This window comes from bacterium (assembly GCA_036524115.1).
Taxonomy (GTDB): domain Bacteria; phylum JAUVQV01; class JAUVQV01; order JAUVQV01; family DATDCY01; genus DATDCY01.
In genome coordinates, this window is record DATDCY010000272.1 from 1 (window position 1) to 18840 (window position 18840).

The 18840-nt window shown below is 64.0% G+C and carries 20 protein-coding genes; 18 read left to right on the plus strand and 2 right to left on the minus strand.

Features of this window, described 5'->3' with window-relative positions; translation table 11 throughout:
* The 17 genes from VI078_12930 to VI078_13010 form a co-directional block, all read left to right on the plus strand.
* On the plus strand, positions 1–375 hold a 375-nt coding region (locus tag VI078_12930; GenBank protein HEY6000185.1), incomplete at its 5' end, for a ribonuclease Z.
* Positions 376–462: 87 nt separating this feature from the next.
* Positions 463–765: a type II toxin-antitoxin system RelE/ParE family toxin gene (locus tag VI078_12935; GenBank protein HEY6000186.1), complete on the plus strand. Its 303-nt coding sequence runs from the start codon at positions 463–465 to the stop codon at positions 763–765.
* 1 nt (position 766) lies between these two features.
* The gene (locus tag VI078_12940) at positions 767–1852 is read left to right on the plus strand and encodes a HigA family addiction module antitoxin (protein ID HEY6000187.1); all 1086 of its coding nucleotides are present in this window, start codon (positions 767–769) and stop codon (positions 1850–1852) included.
* A 170-nt stretch (positions 1853–2022) separates the two neighbouring features.
* Complete coding sequence (locus tag VI078_12945; GenBank protein HEY6000188.1) at positions 2023–3141, plus strand: SIR2 family protein; 1119 nt, start codon at positions 2023–2025, stop codon at positions 3139–3141.
* A gap of 3 nt (positions 3142–3144) precedes the next feature.
* Entirely contained in the window at positions 3145–4887 is a 1743-nt protein-coding gene (locus VI078_12950) for an ATP-binding protein (protein HEY6000189.1), read from the plus strand.
* A 15-nt stretch (positions 4888–4902) separates the two neighbouring features.
* Positions 4903–6753, plus strand: a complete 1851-nt coding sequence (locus VI078_12955; GenBank protein ID HEY6000190.1) for a site-specific DNA-methyltransferase — start codon at positions 4903–4905, stop codon at positions 6751–6753.
* Positions 6750–9467, plus strand: a complete 2718-nt coding sequence (locus VI078_12960; protein ID HEY6000191.1) for a DEAD/DEAH box helicase family protein — start codon at positions 6750–6752, stop codon at positions 9465–9467. The genes VI078_12955 and VI078_12960 overlap by 4 nt, the downstream gene beginning before the upstream one ends.
* A gap of 33 nt (positions 9468–9500) precedes the next feature.
* Positions 9501–9770, plus strand: coding sequence for a DUF4160 domain-containing protein (locus VI078_12965; GenBank protein ID HEY6000192.1), 270 nt, complete (start codon positions 9501–9503; stop codon positions 9768–9770).
* Between the two features lie 3 nt (positions 9771–9773).
* Positions 9774–10076 carry a DUF2442 domain-containing protein gene (locus VI078_12970; protein HEY6000193.1) on the plus strand — a complete coding sequence of 101 codons (303 nt, stop codon included), beginning with the start codon at positions 9774–9776 and terminating at the stop codon, positions 10074–10076.
* Between the two features lie 80 nt (positions 10077–10156).
* Entirely contained in the window at positions 10157–11500 is a 1344-nt protein-coding gene (gene ffh, locus VI078_12975) for a signal recognition particle protein (protein HEY6000194.1), read from the plus strand.
* 75 nt (positions 11501–11575) lie between these two features.
* Positions 11576–11827: a 30S ribosomal protein S16 gene (gene rpsP, locus VI078_12980; protein ID HEY6000195.1), complete on the plus strand. Its 252-nt coding sequence runs from the start codon at positions 11576–11578 to the stop codon at positions 11825–11827.
* Positions 11828–11879: 52 nt separating this feature from the next.
* The gene (locus VI078_12985) at positions 11880–12116 is read left to right on the plus strand and encodes a KH domain-containing protein (protein ID HEY6000196.1); all 237 of its coding nucleotides are present in this window, start codon (positions 11880–11882) and stop codon (positions 12114–12116) included.
* A 90-nt stretch (positions 12117–12206) separates the two neighbouring features.
* Positions 12207–12746, plus strand: a complete 540-nt coding sequence (gene rimM / locus VI078_12990; protein ID HEY6000197.1) for a ribosome maturation factor RimM — start codon at positions 12207–12209, stop codon at positions 12744–12746.
* Between the two features lie 153 nt (positions 12747–12899).
* Positions 12900–13643, plus strand: a complete 744-nt coding sequence (trmD, locus tag VI078_12995; GenBank protein HEY6000198.1) for a tRNA (guanosine(37)-N1)-methyltransferase TrmD — start codon at positions 12900–12902, stop codon at positions 13641–13643.
* Complete coding sequence (locus VI078_13000) at positions 13627–14205, plus strand: RNA methyltransferase (GenBank protein HEY6000199.1); 579 nt, start codon at positions 13627–13629, stop codon at positions 14203–14205. The genes trmD and VI078_13000 overlap by 17 nt, the downstream gene beginning before the upstream one ends.
* Positions 14206–14252: 47 nt before the next feature.
* Positions 14253–14585 carry a 50S ribosomal protein L19 gene (gene rplS, locus VI078_13005; GenBank protein HEY6000200.1) on the plus strand — a complete coding sequence of 111 codons (333 nt, stop codon included), beginning with the start codon at positions 14253–14255 and terminating at the stop codon, positions 14583–14585.
* Between the two features lie 166 nt (positions 14586–14751).
* Positions 14752–15390 carry a ribonuclease HII gene (locus tag VI078_13010; protein ID HEY6000201.1) on the plus strand — a complete coding sequence of 213 codons (639 nt, stop codon included), beginning with the start codon at positions 14752–14754 and terminating at the stop codon, positions 15388–15390.
* A 612-nt stretch (positions 15391–16002) separates the two neighbouring features.
* On the opposite strand, the gene VI078_13015 is transcribed toward VI078_13010, so the two are convergent.
* Together VI078_13015 and VI078_13020 are read right to left on the minus strand one after the other, a co-directional pair.
* Positions 16003–17817, minus strand: a complete 1815-nt coding sequence (locus tag VI078_13015; protein HEY6000202.1) for a KUP/HAK/KT family potassium transporter — start codon at positions 17815–17817, stop codon at positions 16003–16005.
* Between the two features lie 19 nt (positions 17818–17836).
* Positions 17837–18169 carry a DMT family protein gene (locus VI078_13020; protein HEY6000203.1) on the minus strand — a complete coding sequence of 111 codons (333 nt, stop codon included), beginning with the start codon at positions 18167–18169 and terminating at the stop codon, positions 17837–17839.
* Between the two features lie 163 nt (positions 18170–18332).
* Between VI078_13020 and VI078_13025 the strand changes: the two genes are divergently transcribed.
* A complete protein-coding gene (locus VI078_13025; protein HEY6000204.1) occupies positions 18333–18728 on the plus strand; it encodes a hypothetical protein in 396 nt (131 codons plus the stop codon).
* Positions 18729–18840 lie beyond the last annotated feature (112 nt).

The window sequence follows — 18840 nt, forward strand, 5'->3', positions numbered from 1 at the left end:
CCCGTGCCGGCGGCGGGCGGTCGCGCGCGCCTGCGGAGCCTGCCGCTCGAGGCGGTCGCGCGCGAGGCGGTCATCACCGCGCCGGGGGCGGTCATCGCCTACGTCACGGACATCCGCCGCTCGGCGGCGAACGACCGGCGCGTCCTCGAGCTGGCGCGCGGCGCCGACCACTTCTTCTGCGAGGCGGCGTTCCTCGAGCGCGACGCCGACCACGCGGCGCGCAAGCACCACCTGACGGCGCGGCAGGCGGGCGAGCTGGCGCGGCTCGCCGGCGCGCGCAAGCTCACGGTCTTCCACTTCTCGCCGAAGTACGAGGACGAGGAGGAGGCGGTGCGCGCGGAGGCCGAGGCTGCGCATGGTTCACCCCTGGGGTAAAGAAATATCTTGACAGACCTTTCCTTGCGCCCTAACTTGGCTATACCCAAAGGGTGAATATTGAATTTGTGACCAGCGAGAGGGCGCGTGGAAGTCAGGTTCCGGACCCGGAAGCTGCAAAGTCACTATGAACGCTCTGGCGAAGCCGTCAAAGCCTATGGGGAGGCGGTTGCGCGGAAGTACATCCAGCGGGTCAATCTCATCAAGGCCGCCCGCGACGTTGATGAGCTGAAACGGCTTCCCGGTCTGAGGTGCCACCAGCTCAAGGGAGAACGCCTGGGTCAATGGGCAGTCAATCTCACAGAGTTCCAGCGCCTGATCTTCACGCTGGAGGGTGATCGGCTGGAAATAGTTCGAATCGAGGGGGTAAGCAAGCACTATGAGGACTGAGTTGGCAGCACATTCCGACCTCGCCATCCCTCCGGGGGAATACCTCGAGGAGGTCATCGGCGAACTTGGAATGACCAAGGACGAGCTTGCGACGCGGATGGCCCGTCCTGCCACCAAGCTGAGCCAGATCTTCAAGGGGGAAAAGGCTATCACCGCAGACACCGCCCTTCAGCTCGAGAAGGTGGTGGGTGTGCCGGCTCATATCTGGCTCGGGCTGGAGTCCGAGTACCGCCTCTCCCTGGTCAGGCAGGAGAAGGCGCGCGAGCAGGAACTCTTGAAAGCCGAGGTCGGTCTCGTTGACAGCTTCTGCTATCCGGAACTGGTGAAGCTGGGCGCGGTCGCTCGGCACTCGCATCCGATCGACAAAGTCATGGAGCTGCAGCGTTTCTTTGGCGTGGCCACTCTCCATTCAGTTCTCGAGGTCCGGCGTTACCAGGCTGCATTCCGTTGCGGCAAGTCGCCGAAGCAGGGGCATTCGTGCCAGGCGGCTGCTGCGTGGCTCAGGATGGGGGAGATCAAGGCTCGGGGAATCGTGTGTGCCCCGTTCAATAAGTCTCTGCTCCAGGAATCGCTCATGAAGATCAGGGCAATGACTCTGCAGACACCCGATCAGTTCCTGACACCTCTGAGCGAAATTCTGGCAAGCGCGGGGGTGGCCCTCGTTGTCTGCCCCCATTTTCCCGGCACGAAGGCCCATGGGGCGACCTTCTGGCTCGGGCGCGAGAAGGCCGTGCTCCTGCTGACCATCCGTGGCAAGTGGGCGGATATCTTCTGGTTCAGCCTCTTTCACGAAATCGGTCATATCCTGCTGCACGACCGTCAATCGGTATTTCTCGAAGATGACTGTGCCGCTCCCGAACAGGCGGAGCAGGAAGCTGCGGCCGATCGTTTCGCCGCCGATACACTCATCCCGCCAAAGGTCTATGAGCACTTTCTCAAACAGGGGATCTTCACTCCCTATTCGGTCCATGGGTTTGCCGATGTGCACGGGATAGACGCCGGGATCGTGGTCGGACGATTGCAGCATGACGGCCGCTTGAAGCACGAGTGGAACAATGACCTGCGGAAGCGTTACGAGTGGACATGAGACTGCCTCTCCGGCCACCGACCGGGGCCTCTTCGAAAGTTCCCGCGGAGCCGATGCTCCGGCACGGAAGTCTCGTGCTCATGACATTGGTGCCTTGGTCTTGGCGACCGAAGGTGATCCGATTGACCGAAAGAGGCCGCTAGGCCATGCGAAGCGGAAAGTAGGTCGTTATGCATAGCGGACAGCCGCAGCAGTTGTCGACTCTGACCGAAGAGATCGCAGTCGACTCTATCCGCGACTTCTTTAGGGATAAGCCATTCCTCTTCTTCGGTACGGGCATGTCTTGTGCGCTCGATCCTCGGTTCGGCATGGCCACCCTGAAGGATGAACTCGTCCAGAGGATTGGGGAACTAACACTTGCCGCTGAGCAGCACCGGCAATGGCAACAGGTTTCTCAGTCACTCAGTGGAGGCGCGGATCTGGAGTCGTCGCTCGATGGTGTGACTGATTCCGAGTTGCTGCAGCGGATCACAGAAATCACTGGACGGTTCATCGCTACCCTTGACCGCGAGTACGCCCTGCGCATTTCCAGTGGAGAAATTGCCTGGCCAGCGACCAACTTCGTCAAGCGGCTGGTTGACACCCTTCCCGAGGGAGATCGAATCCTCCATGCGCTTACTCCGAACTATGATCTGCTGTTCGAGTATGCATGCGATTCTGTTGGCATCCGATACACGAGCGGCTTCTTCGGAGGAGTGGAACGCAGAACCAATTGGGCAGCCGTGGACCAATCGTTGCATGTCCAAGAGGAAGTGTGCCAGCGGGCAAAGCTTGTTACCCTATTCAAGTACTGCAAGCATGTTCGACTCTACAAGGTCCACGGCTCACTGAATTATTTCTTTCATCGGAACGAGGTCGTCGAGAATGACTCATGGATGTGGTCACCGCCCGACTTCGTCCAACGGGTAATGATTACACCTGGCTTCTCGAAGTACGAGACGCTGCAACGCTACCGGCAGGAGTTGCTGAGATCTGCTGACGCCGCAATCGAGAAGGCGAGCCGCTTCTTGTTCTTGGGGTACGGTTTCAACGATAAGCATCTGGACGAATACATCAAACGAAAACTGATCACCCAAGGATGCAGGGGACTAATCATCACACGAGACTCCAACCCGCGCATTGAGGCGCTGCTGGCCGACGCGTCGAATTTGTGGTTGGTCTGCAAGGCGGCCACCGAAGGCAAAGATGGTACCCGCATCTTCAATAGACAATATGCGGGATGGCTCGATCTTCCTGCCAGAAGACTGTGGGACATAGTGGAGTTCACTGCCCAGATGTTCGGAGGCTAGAGAATGGCGATCTTCACATTCGATGCGTCTCATTCACTCGGCAAAGTCCGAGCAGTTGACACCCGCCGCGTGGCCATCCAGGTCAACAGCGATGAAGACCTGCGTAGAGCGCGGGTTGGCCAATGGGTGGCCCTTGCCTTGCCTGGCGCTACCGAAGAATGGCTGATCGCTATCATCGACAAGGTGATCAAGACACCTATTCTCGACGGCCCGTCGGACCCAGACTTGAGCAGCCCGGATGAGGCGGGAACGGCCGTTGGTCAACAGGAGAGCGTTCTGAATACGGTGCAAGTTACGCTGGTCGGAACAGTGGGATTGACTACAGCCAACGCGACCCGATTCTCGCGTTCATTGGTGCAAGTACCTGAAATTGATGGGGCATGCCACATCCTCCGAGATGCCCAACTGCAAGCGTTCATGGGCCTTCTCTCCTGCGTGGGGAAAACAGAGCACGCTTTGGAAATCGGGCACTACACGATTGACGAGAACGCAGCAGCATACTTGGATGGCAACAGGCTGTTCCAGCGCCATGCCTCGTTACTTGGCAGTACCGGCTCCGGGAAATCGTGGGCGGTGGCGGCCATCTTAGAGCAGGCAGCAAAGCTTCCGTCGGCCAATCTTATCGTGTTCGACCTGCACGGGGAATACCGTGCGCTTACCTATGCGCGACATCTGCGCATTCCGGGGCCAGAGGAACTTGGCATGAAGGACGATTCCCTTCTGTTCCTGCCGTTCTGGCTTCTGAACGCCGAAGAACTCCAGGCCATGTTCATCGACCGAAGCGAATTCAGCGCTCACAATCAAGTCATGGCGTTTCAGGACACTGTAGTTTCCGAGAAGAAGAAGACTCTTGAATCATTGAAGAAGGCTGACGTCCTCAACGCTTTTACCCTGGACAGCCCAATCCCATTCGCCATCCAAGATGTGATTGCTAGACTCAAGGAACTCAACGAGCAGATGGTCCCCGGAGCTAAGCCGGGCAGCGAAAAGAAGGGGCCTTTCAATGGCGAATTTGACAGGCTAATTCCTCGCCTTACGAGTAAGATTTCCGATAAGCGCTATGGATTTCTCTTTCAGGCGCCAGGCACCGAACATGGATATGACGGCATGGCGCGAATGATGGCGCGGCTGATGGACTACTCTGAAGCGAATGCCCAGGTCAAAGTCATCGACTTTTCAGAGGTGCCAGCTGACATTCTCCCCATCATTGTAGGACTTGTGGCCCGCATCATTTACCAAGTGCAATTCTGGACCGACCGAGATCGACGCAAGCCAATGGCCTTCGTGTGCGATGAAGCGCATCTGTATCTGCCTAAGAAGGACGGGAAGAACCCAGTGGAGCAGAGGGCCATAGAGAATTTTGAGAAGATCGCGAAGGAGGGCCGCAAGTACGGTGTAGCTCTTCTGATTGTCAGCCAACGGCCCTCCGATGTGAGCCCCACGATTCTGAGCCAATGCAACAATGTCATAGCGCTCCGGCTCTCCAATGGCGATGATCAAGCGACAGTCAGGAAGCTTATGCCAGAGAGCCTCGAAGGGTTAATGGACACCCTCCCGATTCTGGACATAGGTGAGGCGCTGGTAGTAGGCGATGCGGTCCTATTGCCCAGCAGAATTCGAATCCATCCGCCGGACGAGAAACCGCTAAGTGCGACCATTGAATTCTGGGATGAATGGGCTAAGAAGCCTGACACCCCGGATCTTGCGAAGGCAGTGGAGAATATGCGCAGACAGAACCGAGCCTAAGGTACGAGGATCATCATGGTCAACCAGAAGACCAAACTCGAACTCACCTGGATCGGCAAGGAGAGCCGGCCAAAGCTGGAGCCACGCATTCTTATTGAAGACCCTGGCAAGTCGCATCACGCGCCGTTCCGTGCCGGGAAGAGCGATATCTTCGACAACCGGCTGATCTTCGGCGACAACCTCCTTGCCCTCAAGGCACTGGAGCAGGAGTTCGCGGGCAAGGTCAAGTGCGTCTACATTGACCCTCCGTTCAATACGGGGCAAGCCTTTGAACACTATGATGACGGGCTGGAACACAGTACGTGGCTATCAATGATGGCCGAACGTATTGAAATAATCCGCCAATTGCTGTCACCTGAAGGCGTTCTCTTCGTTCATCTCGATCAAGAGGAAAATCACTACCTCAAGGTCATGCTTGATGAGATCTTTAATCGTCCCAACTTTCTGGGCCAAGTCGCATACGAGCGGTCTGGTGTGTCAGGCATTGGACAAGGTGGTGGTTTCTTGGTGAATACCCATGAGTACATCCTATGCTATGCAAAGGACCGAGATCGCTTTCAGGTTGCCGAGAATCGAGGAGCTGTGCCGATTGAAGTGAAGGACATGAAGCGGTACAACCGCATCCTGTTGTCAGCCGGGAAGCGAACTGAAGTAGCCAGATTTGTTGCGCCGTCCACAGGACAACCAGTCGTAATATTTCGCCATATCGGCGAGAAGATTGGCACAATCTCGCTCCGTAAGGCAGATGAACGATACAAAGAGATTCTCGCGGAATATCTCGAGCACTTTGCCCTGATCTTCCGCAATACGAGCATCCAGGATGAGAACGAGTTCCAGAATCGCATCTTGTCCTATTGCGGGGATGGTCTCTACTCTGCGGACTACCTTGTTTCCCGAGGCAAGAAGGAGGGAAGGCAGATAACCGCCTATTACTTGGGAGGACAGGTATTCGCATGGCTTGCCGACACTGCGGAGGTCCGGGGTGACATTGTCGTCAAGACCAACAAGCTCTCGGATTTTTGGACGCACGGGGAACTTCCAAAGGCTGACTTGGCAAACGAAGGGGGTGTGGAGTTTCGCAGAGGCAAGAAGCCCGAGAATCTACTCAAGAGGTTGTTGGGGTTGGCTACGGCTCAGGGTGACTTGGTGCTGGACTCCTTCGCCGGTTCCGGCACCACCGGCGCGGTGGCGCACAAGATGGGCCGCCGCTGGATCATGGTCGAGCTTGGCGAACACTGCCACACGCACATCATTCCGCGCCTGAAGAAGGTGATCGATGGCGAGGACAAGGGCGGCATCACCGAGGCCGTCGGCTGGAAGGGCGGCGGCGGGTTCCGCTATTTCCGTCTCGCGCCGTCGCTCCTCCAGAAAGACGAGTTCGGCAACTGGGTCATCAGCAAGGAATACAACCCATCCATGCTGGCCGAGGCCATGTGCAAGCTGGAAGGGTTTACCTACGCCCCCAGCGACACGGCCTACTGGCAGCAGGGGCATTCCACCGAGACCGATTTCATCTTTGTGACCACGCAGACCCTCACCCGAGAGCAGTTGCAGAAACTCTCCGACGAGGTCGGCGAAGGCCGTTCGCTTCTTGTCATGTGCGGCGCGTTTCGCGTTAGGAACCTCGACGAGTTTCCCAACCTGACGGTGAAGAAGATCCCGAAGGCCGTTCTGGCCCGCTGTGAATGGGGGCATGACGACTACAGCCTGGAGATCAGGAACCTGCCCATGAAGGCGCCGGAAGAAGAGATCATCCTGGAGCCCACGGCCACCGGCAAGAGCCCGCGTTCCAAGGTGGAACGACGGGCCGGCGTTCAGCAACCCTTGCTCTTCGATCCGTCCGCCGGGAAGGGAGGCGCGAAATGAACCCGCACATCAGCGCCATCGCCAATCGCCTGAGCCTCCGGAAACCCCAGCGTGATTCGCTGGAGATCCTCGCCCGGCTCTGCGACATCGTGTCGCTGGAAAAGAGCACCGACGTTGCCCAAGCGCTCAAGGCGGTTCAGGCCGAGTACGCCACGGTCACCGACTTCGAGCGCGATTTCCCCTCGCTCTGCTTTGCCTTGGCGACCGGCGTGGGTAAGACGAGGCTCATGGGCGCGTTCATCGCCTACCTGTTTAAGGCCGAGGGCATTCGGCATTTCTTCGTGCTCGCGCCGAACCTGACCATCTACAAGAAGCTCATCGCCGACTTTACGCCAAATACGCCCAAGTACGTCTTCCAGGGGCTCTCCGAATTCGCCGTGGAGCCCCCGGAAATCATCACCGGCGACAACTATGAGAGCGGCCGCGGCGTCCGCAAGAGGGACCTCTTCGGCGAATCGGCCGTGCACGTCAACATCTTCAATATCTCGAAGATTACGAGTATCGAAACGCCCAAGGGAGCCGAGAAGACCACCATCCCCCGATTCCGGCGGCTCCAGGAGTACATCGGGGAGAGTTACTTCGAGTACTTGTCGAAGCTCGACGACCTTGTGCTGCTGATGGACGAGTCGCACCGTTACCGGGCGTCGGCGGGCATGAGAGCGATCAGCGAATTGAAGCCCATTCTCGGCCTTGAACTGACCGCCACGCCCCATGTCGAGCGCGGCGGCGCTACGCAGGGGTTCCAGAACGTCATCTATGCGTATCCGCTGTCGAGTGCCATGACGGACGGGTTCGTCAAGGAACCAGCCGTGGCGACTCGCGAGAACTTCGATCCCAGGAACTACGACGCGGCCGGTCTGGAGCGGCTGAAGCTGGAAGACGGCATTCGCATCCACGAAAGCACCAAGGTCGAGTTGGAGGTCTATGCCCGCGAGAACGGCAAACCCATAGTCAAGCCGTTCATGCTGGTCATCGCCCGGGACACCGATCATGCAAACGCGCTTGCGAAAGTCATTGAGGCCGAGGCGTTTTTCGAGGGGCGCTACAAGGGCAAGGTTATCCAGGTCCACTCGAAGCAGACCGGTGAAGAGCGAGACGAGACCGTCGAGCAGCTCATCAACGTGGAGAGGCCGGACAACCCGACGGAGATCGTCATCCATGTCAACATGCTCAAGGAGGGTTGGGACGTCACCAACCTCTACACCATTGTCCCGCTCCGGGCGGCAAGCTCGCAGACACTGGTGGAGCAGTCCATTGGCCGCGGGTTGCGGTTGCCATATGGAAAGCGGACGGGCGCAGGCGCGGTGGACCGGCTGACCATCGTGTCGCACGACAAGTTCCAGGAGATCGTGGATTACGCCAACAGTCCCGATTCCGTAATCCGGGGCGGACTGAAGGTTGTCTACATCAACGACGAACGCTCCAAGGTCGTGATCGCCCAGCCGGAGATCGTGCAACGCATTCAGCCGGCGCTGATCGCTGCGGATGGCAGAGGCGGATACAAGGTCGAGCATCCGACATTGGCGTTCGAGGACCCCGGGGAGCAAGAAGCCGCCAAGGCAACGCTTGAAGTCATTCGTCGCGAGTTCGAGCGCCTGCCTTGTTCCGCCGATCTCGCCAAGCCGGACATCCAGAAGCAGATCGTTGAGAAGGTGAAGGAGATCATCACGCCGGCGCAGCAGGACCTGGAAGGCGTCTCCGGGCCGGTGAACCTGGCCGAGGTGGTAGCCAAGACCATCACCCTGCGTAACGAACTGTCCATCGATATTCCCCGTATCACGATCCAACCTGTGGGTGGCGTGACGCGCGGATTCCGGGAGTTCGCTCTCGACATGTCCAGCATCCGATTGCAGCCGGTGGACAACGAGATCCTCATCCAGGAGCTGCACCGCCGGGAACAGGTCCGGCTCATGAGCGGAACCGGCATTGTCCCGGAGGAGAAGCTCGAAGGCTATCTCGTGCGCGGGCTGATCGACTTCAACGACATCTGCTATGACGACCACGCCGCGCTGCTTTACAGACTGGCCGGGCAGGTCGTGGTTCACCTGCGTTCTTATCTCAAGAGCGAAGACGAAGTGCTGAACGTGCTTCAGTATCACCAGCAGGCATTGGTGAATCTGATCCATGCCCAGATGCAGGAGCACTACGAAGAGAAGGCTGCGGCCTACAGGGCGCACGTCAGCAAGGGTTTCACGACGCTCCAACCTAACAACTACACGGCGGCCGCGGGCCAGGACGAGCGGGACTTCCGCGTCCCGGTCTCCGACAAGCAGGATATCCGCAAGATGCTGTTTGCCGGCTTCGGGAAGTGTCTCTACCGCGTTCAGAAGTTCGATTCGGATTCGGAACGACGGTTCGCTGTGGTTCTGGAGAACGACAAGGAAGTCCTCAAGTGGTTCAAGCCCGCCAAGGGGGTCTTTCAGATTCACTACACCGGCGAGGCACCCTACGAGCCGGACTTCGTGGCCGAAACCAGGAAGGCTAATTTCCTTTGCGAGCCCAAGGCCGCCAACGAGATGACGGCGGAAGATGTTCTGGCCAAGGCGAGAGCGGCGGCGGAATGGTGCGCCCATGCTACGGCCCATGAGAAGCAACATGGTGGCAAGCCGTGGACCTACCTGCTCATTCCGCACGACGCGATTGCGGACAACAAGACGGTGCAGGGGCTGGCGGCAACCTACACGTATCGCGGCGAGCACAGCAGCAAGCGGTGATTCAAGACTAGTTTGATGCGGGAGGGGTGAATAATGCCTGTGATTTCGATGTTCTACGGGATCATCGTGATGATGTTCTTCGTAGACAACAAGCGGCACAAGAAGCCACACATCCACGTGAAATATCAGCAACACGAGGCTATCCTCGGGCTTCCTGCCGGTCGCTTGCTCGAAGGATCCCTGCCGCCCGCCAAGATGAAACTCGTCCAGGCATGGATGGAGATCCACCGCGACGAGCTGATGGCGGACTGGCTGCTGGCCTCGAAGGGCGAGCAGGTGTTCAAGATTGATCCTCTGAGGTGAATCGTGAATCCAAGAGTTAGAAGGGTCAAACCGGAAGATGACTATCGCTTGCGCATCACATTCACCAATGGTGAGGTGCGCGTCTTCGACGTTTCACCGTATCTCAAGACAGGCGTCTTCCGGGAACTTCTCGACCCCGCCGTATTCCGGTCCGTGCGTCCCGCGTTTGGGACAATTCAATGGGGCGGCGGACAGGACTTCTGCCCGGACACACTCTACGAGGGAAGCGTGCCACTCGGGAACGAGCAGGCCGATGCCGCCCGTGAAAAGCCGTCGACGTATCGGATTTCTAGAAAGAAGAAGTGAAGCGATAAGATCTCTCCCCATTTTGCGCAGGCGTGCAGTACAATCTGCATCTCAATCAACCGGGGGAATGTGATCGCCACATGTTCGAGCGCCTGAGCGAGAAGCTCGAGACCGTCTTCAAGAAGCTGCGCGGCCACGGGGCCATCTCCCCGGAGCTGCTCAAGGCCACCCTGCGCGAGATCCGCCTCGCGCTGCTCGAGGCCGACGTCAACTACAAGGTGGCCAAGGAGCTGGAGCGGCGCGTCGAGGAGCGCGCCGCGGGCGCCGAGGTCGCCGCGAGCCTCACGCCGGCGCAGCAGGTGATCAAGATCGTCCGCGAGGAGCTGACGGCCATCCTCGGCGGCACCTGGACGCCGATCCAGTTCGCGCCGCCGCCCGCGGTGACGCCGATCATGCTCGTCGGCCTGCAGGGCAGCGGCAAGACGACGTCCGCCGCCAAGCTCGCGCTGCGGCTGACGAAGGAGGGCAAGCGCCCGCTGCTGATCGCCGCCGACGTCTACCGGCCCGCGGCGCAGGACCAGCTGCGCACGCTCGGCGAGCAGATCCAGGTGCCGGTCTTCGCGGAGCGCGGCCCCTCGCCGGTCGAGCTGGCGCGCACGGGGGTGACCCACGCGAAGCACCACGCCCTGCACGTCGCGATCATCGACACCGCGGGGCGCCTCCAGGTCGACGAGCCGCTGATGGCCGAGCTGCGCGCGATCAAGGCGGCGGTGAACCCCACGGAGGTCCTCTTCGTCGCCGACGCCATGACCGGCCAGGAGGCCGTGAACATCGCGACCGGCTTCCACACGGAGGTCGGCCTCACCGGCGTCATCCTCACCAAGCTCGACGGCGACGCCCGCGGCGGCGCCGCACTCTCGATCCGCCAGGCGCTCGGCGTACCGCTGAAGTTCGTCGGCGTGGGCGAGCGCCCGGAGCAGTTCGAGCCGTTCCACCCCGACCGGATGGCCCAGCGGATCCTCGGGATGGGGGACGTGCTGACGCTCATCGAGCGCGCCGGCGAGACCGTCGACGCCGAGCAGGCGAAGGAGCTCGGGCGCAAGCTGCGCAAGAAGGGGGAGTTCGACCTCGAGGACTTCCGCCAGCAGCTCCAGCAGGTGCGCAAGATGGGGAGCCTCGCCTCGATCCTCAAGATGCTCCCCGGGGCGAACAAGCTCAAGCTCGACGACGCCGAGCTGGACGAGAAGCAGCTCGTGCAGGTGGACGCGATCATCTCCTCGATGACGCCGCTGGAGCGGCGCAAGCCCCAGATCATCGCCGCGAGCCGGCGCCAGCGCATCGCGAAGGGCAGCGGGACGAGCGTCACCGACGTCAACCGGCTGCTCAAGCAGTTCACGCAGGCGCAGCGCATGATGAAGCAGGTCTCGAAGATGGGCGCGGCGGGCAGGGGCGGGAAGGGGCGGCCCCGGCTTCCCTGGGGGTGAGCGCGGCGGGGGCCCTGCACATTTTGCGGCCGTTGTGCTAGATTCGAGCTTCAAACACGAAGGAGGATGGCCAACGTGGGAGTCTGCATCAGACTGAAGCGACTGGGGGCGAAGCACAAGCCCTATTACCGGGTCGTGGTTTCCGACAGCCAGCGCGCGACGCAGGGACAGGCGCTCGAGAGCCTCGGGAGCTACGACCCGCTCGTGAAGGAAAAGGCGCTGCGCGTGGACGCGGCCCGCGTGGCCGATCTGCTGCGCGCCGGCGCGTACCTCTCGCCGTCCGTGGCGCGGCTCTTCAAGCGGGCGGCGGACCAGCCGAAGGCCTGAGGCGCGGCGCCTCCCGCCGCCGAGCGACCACCACCAGGGAGACTTGAAGCCGATGAAAGAGCTCGTCGAACAGATCGCCAAGGCGCTCGTCACCCTCCCCGACCAGGTGTCCGTCACCGTGACCGAATCCGAGAGCGAGCGGTCCGCGCTGTATGAGCTGCGGGTCGCGCCTGCCGATCTCGGGCGTGTCATCGGCAAGGAAGGTCGGACGGTCAACGCCATCCGCACGATCCTGAACGCGGCCGCCACCCGCGAGAACCGCCGGGTGGTCCTGGACATCCGCGAGTAGCGGGCCGCCGCCGCGGCGGCGGGACCGCAAAGAGCCGGGGCGCCCGGATCCGGGGCGCGCCCGGCTTTTCCATTGGAGGGGCATCCACCCGTGGGCACGGACACGGCCGGCCGGGGCGACCTCGTCACGGTCGGCCTCATCGCGACGGTGCACGGCATCCGCGGGGAACTCGCCGTCGTCCCCGAGACCGACGACCCCGCGCGCCTGGCCGCGGGCGGCGTCGTCCTGCTGGAGACGCCGCGCGGCGAGATCTCCGAGCGGCGGATCCTCGGCGCCCGCGCGCACAAGGACCGCCTCCTCGTCCAGCTCGAGGGCGTCGCCGACCGCAGCGCGGCCGAGGCGCTGCGCGGCGGGCGCCTCTGCGTGCGCGAGGCCGACCTCCCCGCGCTTCCCGACGGACAGGTCTGGCGACACGAGCTGCCCGGGATGGCGGTGGCGACGGAGGAGGGCGAGCATCTCGGGGAGGTGCGCGAGCTGCTCGATACCGGCGGCGGCAACCTGGTGCTCGCCGTGCGCGGCGGCCGCGGCGAGCTGCTGCTGCCGTTTGCGGAGGTCGTCGTGCGGCGCGTCGACCGCGGCGCCCGCCGGATCACCGTCCGCCTCATCGATGGCCTGCTGCCTACTGATTGACACGACGGACGCGGCAACGGGCGGGATCCATGGCACGAGCTTCAGCGGAGGGGTGGCGCGAAGGGGAGGTCCTCCGCCGCGCGGACCGAAGGGAGCACGGTGGAGGTCCGCAGCGACAGGACCCCGGAGCGCACCTCGTTGCAGGGCCGGGTCATGCGCATTGACGTCGTGACGATCTTCCCCGAGTTCTTTTCGTCGCCGCTGGAAGAGAGCATCATCCGGCGCGGCCGCGAGCGCGGCCTGCTCGACATCCGCGTCCACGACCTGCGCGGCTGGACGGCCGACCGCCACAAGGTGACCGACGACGCCCCGTACGGCGGCGGCGTCGGCATGGTCATGAAGCCGGAGCCGATCTTCGCGGCGGTCGAGGCCATCCGGGCGGAGAGCCCGGACGCGGCGACGGTGCTGCTCTCGCCGCAGGGACGGGTCTGGAACCAGGCGCTCGTGCGCGAGTTCGGCGCCCGCCCGGCGCTCATCCTGCTCTGCGGGCGCTACGAGGGCGTCGACGAGCGTGTGCGCGAGGCGCTCGTCGACGAGGAGGTCTCGATCGGCGACTTCGTGCTCGCCGGCGGCGAGACCGCGGCGATGGTGCTGATCGAGACGCTCGCCCGGCAGGTGCCCGGCGTCGTCGGCCAGGCGGAGTCGGTCGCGCAGGACTCCTTCTTCGCCGGCCTGCTCGACCACCCGCACTACACGCGCCCGGCCGAGTTCCGCGGGCGCGCCGTGCCGCCGGTGCTGCTCTCCGGCGACCACGCGGCGATCGCGCGCTGGCGGCGGCGCGAGGCGCTGCGCCACACCCTGCGCAAGCGGCCGGACCTGCTGGCGGACGCCCCGCTCACGCCGGAGGACCTGCGGGTGCTCGCCGAGCTGAGGGCCGAGGATGACGAGCTCGCCTGAGCGCCCGCGCATCGCGCTGGCGCTCGTGCACCACCCCGTGCTGCGCGATCGCGCCGGCACCGTCGGCTCGACGTCGGCGACGCCGCTCAACGTCCACGACCTCGCGCGGGCCGCGCGGACGTACGGGGTCTGGCCGTTCTACGTCGTGACGCCGCTGGCCTCGCAGCAGGCGCTCATCGGGCGCATCCTGCGGCACTACCTCGAGGGCTACGGCGGGGAGGCGAACCCGACGCGCGCCGAGGCGCTGCGGGACGTCGTCCTCACCGGCTCGATCAACGAGGCGCTCGACGACCTCTGCCGGCGCGCCGGCGCCTACCCGCTCGCCGCCGGGACCGCGGCGCGCGCCAACCCGCGGAGCGTGGACTATCCCCAGTTCGCGGCGCGCGTCGCCGCGTCCAAGCGCCCGTGGATCCTGCTCTTCGGCACGGGATGGGGCCTCGCGCCGGAGGCGGCGGCGCAGTGCGACGTCTTCCTGCCGCCGCTGCGGGGCCCGGGGGCGTTCAACCACCTGCCGGTGCGCTCGGCCGTGGCGATCATACTTGACCGTCTGTTCGGGAAGTGACATAATCCGCCCTCCCGATACGGTTGAGAAGACTACAGGAGAGGGTCATGGACATCATCCGCGAGCTCGACAAGAACACCCAGCGCGAGGACATCCCGCCGTTCCGCCCCGGGGACACCGTCAAGGTCCACACGAAGGTCGTCGAGGGCGACAAGGAGCGCATCCAGGTCTTCGAGGGCGTCGTGATGCGCATGCGCAGCGCCGGCGCGGGCAGCTCGTTCACGGTGCGCAAGATCTCCTACGGGACCGGCGTCGAGCGCATCTTCCCGCTGCACTCGCCGATGCTCAGCCGCATCGAGATCGTCAAGTCGCGGCCGGTGCGGCGGGCGAAGCTCTACTTTACCCGCAAGCTCGTCGGCAAGGCCGCCACCAAGTTCTGACGGCCTCATAAAGGGCCCATCAGCGCCCGGCCTTGTCTGCATGAGCGGCCGGGCACCTTCGCGGGCGCTTCCAAGGGGGCTTCGCCCCCTATGGCGCGGCTCCCGCCGCTGTTACCCCCGCCGTCGTGCGTCCTTGGTGTCTCAGTCTTGCAGGTGAGGCCGTCACTTGCCTTCTCAAAAGATTGACCGTCGGAAGAAGGTCGATCTCTGGGCGCTCGAGCGCTCGCTGCGGGCGCGCGGCGTCCGGCACCCGGCCGGCGTCGACGAGGTCGGGCGCGGGCCTCTGGCGGGCCCCGTCGTGGCCGCCGCCGTCATCTTCAAGGCCGGCTTCCGCCACCGGGGGATCCGCGATTCGAAGCAGTTGACCCCCGCGCAGCGCGAGGACCTCGTCCCCGAGATCACCGGCGCCGCGGTCGCCTGGGCCCTCGGCGAGTCCTCCCCCGAGGAGATCGACGCGGTGAACATCCTGCAGGCGACGTTTCGCGCGATGGAGCGCGCGCTGGCGGCGCTGGCGGTCGCGCCGGACTACCTGCTCGTGGATGGGGCGCACCTGCCCACCGTGCTGCTGCCCGGCGAGGGCGTCGTCGACGGCGACGGCCGGGTCGCCTGCATCGCCGCGGCCTCGATCATCGCGAAGGTCCACCGCGACCGGCTCATGGTCGAGCACGCGGCGCGCTGGCCGGCCTACGGCTTCGAGAACCACAAGGGCTACGGCACCGCGGAGCACCTGGCCGCGCTGGCGCAGCACGGTCCCTGCCCGATCCACCGCAGGACATTCCGCGGAGTACTTCCCGCGCACTCCTGAGCGTCGGGCATGCCCGTGCCCGCGGGGGCGGGGCGGTGCCAGGCGGCCGCGACGTTACGCGCTCGACCTGGGCTTGTCCGGCCCTCCACTCGAAACCTGTAACTCGCCCCTGCGGGGCTCAGACAACAGGTTTCGCCCCTGACGGGGCCGCTCCGGTCCGGCCGCCCAGGTTCCCTCGCGCTCCACCATGCGTCCGCCCGTCACCGCCCCGCCCCCGCTCTGGTCCAATCCGACTTGCCGATCGCATTCTTGATCGGCAGGCTGCCGAGAAGGGTCCAGATGCAAGGCGCACGACGATCCGGCGACTGAGGCGGGCTGGTGCCCGCCGCAGGGAGGCGGGAGGAGAGCAACGCCGCAGATGGGCCCTTATCGGCGGCCGGCCCAGGGCTCCGGCCCGGGGGCGCCTGTGAACGGTCATAACGCGCCGGCCGCTTGCTGTGCCGGCGGAGTGTGGCCGGCGCATTGACAGTCGAGCAGCCGCTGAATGCTTTCGCGCATTGATGGCATCAGGGCGAGACGGAAGTGAACAGGCGCCTCCGGGCCGGGGCCCGACCTCAGCCTGTCCAAGTCAAGAACTCCAGCGACAGGACCCCGGAGCGGGCCCGCAGACGGTCAGAGTTCGACCCGGGTCACCACCCCGTGCAGCTTGTTCGGCGGCAGATCGTAGAACTGCACGAGATTCGGCGTGAGCTTCTTGATGCCCGAGAACACGTGCCAGACCAGGTTCGTCGTGTGGATCTCCTCGACGCCGTAGAAGATCGTCTTCTCGGTGATCCCCGCCTCCTTGATCACCTCCTCGACGTCGACGCGCTCCATGTAGCCGGCCTGGATCTCGAACGAGCGCAGCCCATCGGCGAGCTGCTCCTTGAAGAAGCCGGTGACGCCGTAGGGGTCCACGCGCCGGACGATCGACACGATGATGTTGTCCTCGTAGATGATGTTGTTCTTGAACATCGTGTGGACGATGTACGGCGGGACCGCCGCGGCGTCCTTCGCGAAGAACAGCGCCGTCCCGGAGATCTTGTTCAGGCCGCGGTAGAGCTGCTCGTAGGAGAGCAGGAAGACGTCCAGCGGCAGCGGCCGCAGCTGCCGGTAGAGCTTCTTCTGCCCCTCCCGGTAGACGAGGATCACGGTCAGCGGCACGGCGGCGATCACGAGCGACCAGAACCCGCCGTGGGGGATCTTCGTGGTGTTCGACATCAGGTAGACCAGGTCGATGACCGTGACGAGCGCCGCCACCGCCGCCTTGGTCTCCTGGCCGCGGCGCAGGAAGATCCAGGTCATCATGACGCCGGTGATGCTCATCGTGCCCGTGACCGCCAGGCCGTAGGCCGCCGCCAGCTCCTTGGACTCCTTGAAGATGACCATGATGAAGAGCACCGCCACGAGCAGGAACCAGTTGGCCGCGCCGATGTAGATCTGCGACTGGCGCTCGTACGAGGTGTAGCTGACGCGGAACATCGGCATGATCCGCGTCGTGATGCCCTGGTAGATGATCGAGAACATGCCGCTGATCATCGCCTGCGAGGCGATCACGGTCGCGATCACGCTCAGCAGGAGGAAGGGGATGTACAGCGGCCGGGCCTGGTCGAAGACCATCTGGAAGAGCACGTTGGTCGCGTTGGGGTGGCGGATGACGTAGGAGCCCTGCCCGAGGTAGTTGACCACCAGCGCCGCGAAGACGAAGTACCAGGCGTGGATGATGTGCTCGCGCTGCAGGTGCCCCATGTCCGCGTACAGCGCCTCGCCGCCGGTGGCGCAGAGGATGACCTCGGAGAGCACGAAGAAGCCGGCCAGCTTGCTCTCGGCGAGGAAGCGCAGCGCGTTGAGCGGGTTGAGCGCCCCGATCACCGAGGGCAACTCGAGGATCGAGACCAGGCCGAACCCCGCGAGCGCGCAGAACCAGATGATCATCAGCGGTCCGAAGGCCCCGGCGACCTTCTCCGTCCCCTTGCGCTGGACGGCGAAGAGCGCGATCGCGATGGTCCCGGCGATGAGGATCAGCACCTTCGGCGCCAGGCCCTCCAGGCCGGGGATGAGCAGCAGGCCCTCGACCGCCGAGAGGATCGAGATCGCCGGCGTGATCACCCCGTCGCCGATGATCAGCGAGATGCCGATGTACGTGAGGAAGGTGACGAACGCCGTCTGGCGCCCGCCCCTGAGCAGGGGCACGAGGATCTCGCTGAGCACGATCGTGCCGCCCTCGCCGCGCACGCTCAGGCTCATCGCGAGCCAGGCGTACTCCACCGTGACCAGCAGGATGAGCGTCCAGACGATCAGCGAGAGCACCCCGAGGATGTGCGCCTCGGTCGGGACCGTGAGCGCGACGACGACGGTCAGCGTGTAGATCGGGCTGGTGCCGATGTCCCCGAAGACCAGCCCGAGCGAGCGCAGCACGCCCGTGCCCCACCCCGTGCGCTGCGTCATGGGCCCCCGCCTCCCCCCGTCACCACTCGCGGAAGACGAAGACCACCGCGAGCACCATGCAACCGAACCCGGCGACGTAGTTCCACCGCAGCCTCTCGCCCAGGAAGGTCACCGAGAACACCGAGAAGACGACGAGCGTGATGACCTCCTGCATGGTCTTGAGCTGCGCCGTCGTGTACTGGGCCGCCCCGAGGCGGTTGGCCGGGACCTGGAAGCAGTACTCGAAGAAGGCGATGCCCCAGCTGGCGAGGATCGCCAGCCACAGCGGCGCCGAGCGGTGGTTCTTGAGGTGCCCGTACCAGGCGAACGTCATGAACACGTTCGATATCGACAGCAGGAGGACGGTCTTCATGGGTGCGCAAGTGTATGGCAGTCCGGGGTCGCCCGCAAGCGGGTGGGCACCCGGACCCGCGCGCACGCGCGGGGCGCAGGCGCGGTTTGCAATTTCGAGGTGAGGGGGTACACTTCGAAGGTTTGTGCGCGCTGGCACGCGCCGACCGGGAGGAGGCGAGGGAATGTTCCGCTCGAGGCTGGCCGGGGTGCTGGTGGCACTGCTCGCCGCCGGCGGCTGCGGCGAGGCGAAGATCGGCATCCCGGCGGGCTTCCCCGCCGACGTGCCCCTGCCCGAGCGCGCGGCCCTGCGCTCGGCGCGCGACCTCGGCAAACGGGGCCTCAATGTCGTCTTCGAGACCGGCGAGGCCGTCCGCCCGCTGTCCGACCGGCTCGGCGGCCGCCTGCGGGCGGCGGGGTGGTCTCCGATGTCCGAGGCCGTTCTGGAGGCTTCGGTCTTCTCGAGCTGGCGCAAGGGCGAGCGCACGGTCGCGCTCGGCGTCAGCGCCGCCGCCGGCGTCACCGTCGTCGGCATCTCCGTGGTCGAGCGGCCCTACAGCGAGTGGGAGGAGAAGGGGTGAGGAGCGCCCGCTGGCGCACGCTGGCGCTGGTGGCGGCGGTGCTGTGGAGCGCGGCCGCGGGCGTGGCGCAGGAACCGCCTCCCGCCGCCGCGCCTTCCGCCGCCGCGCCGGC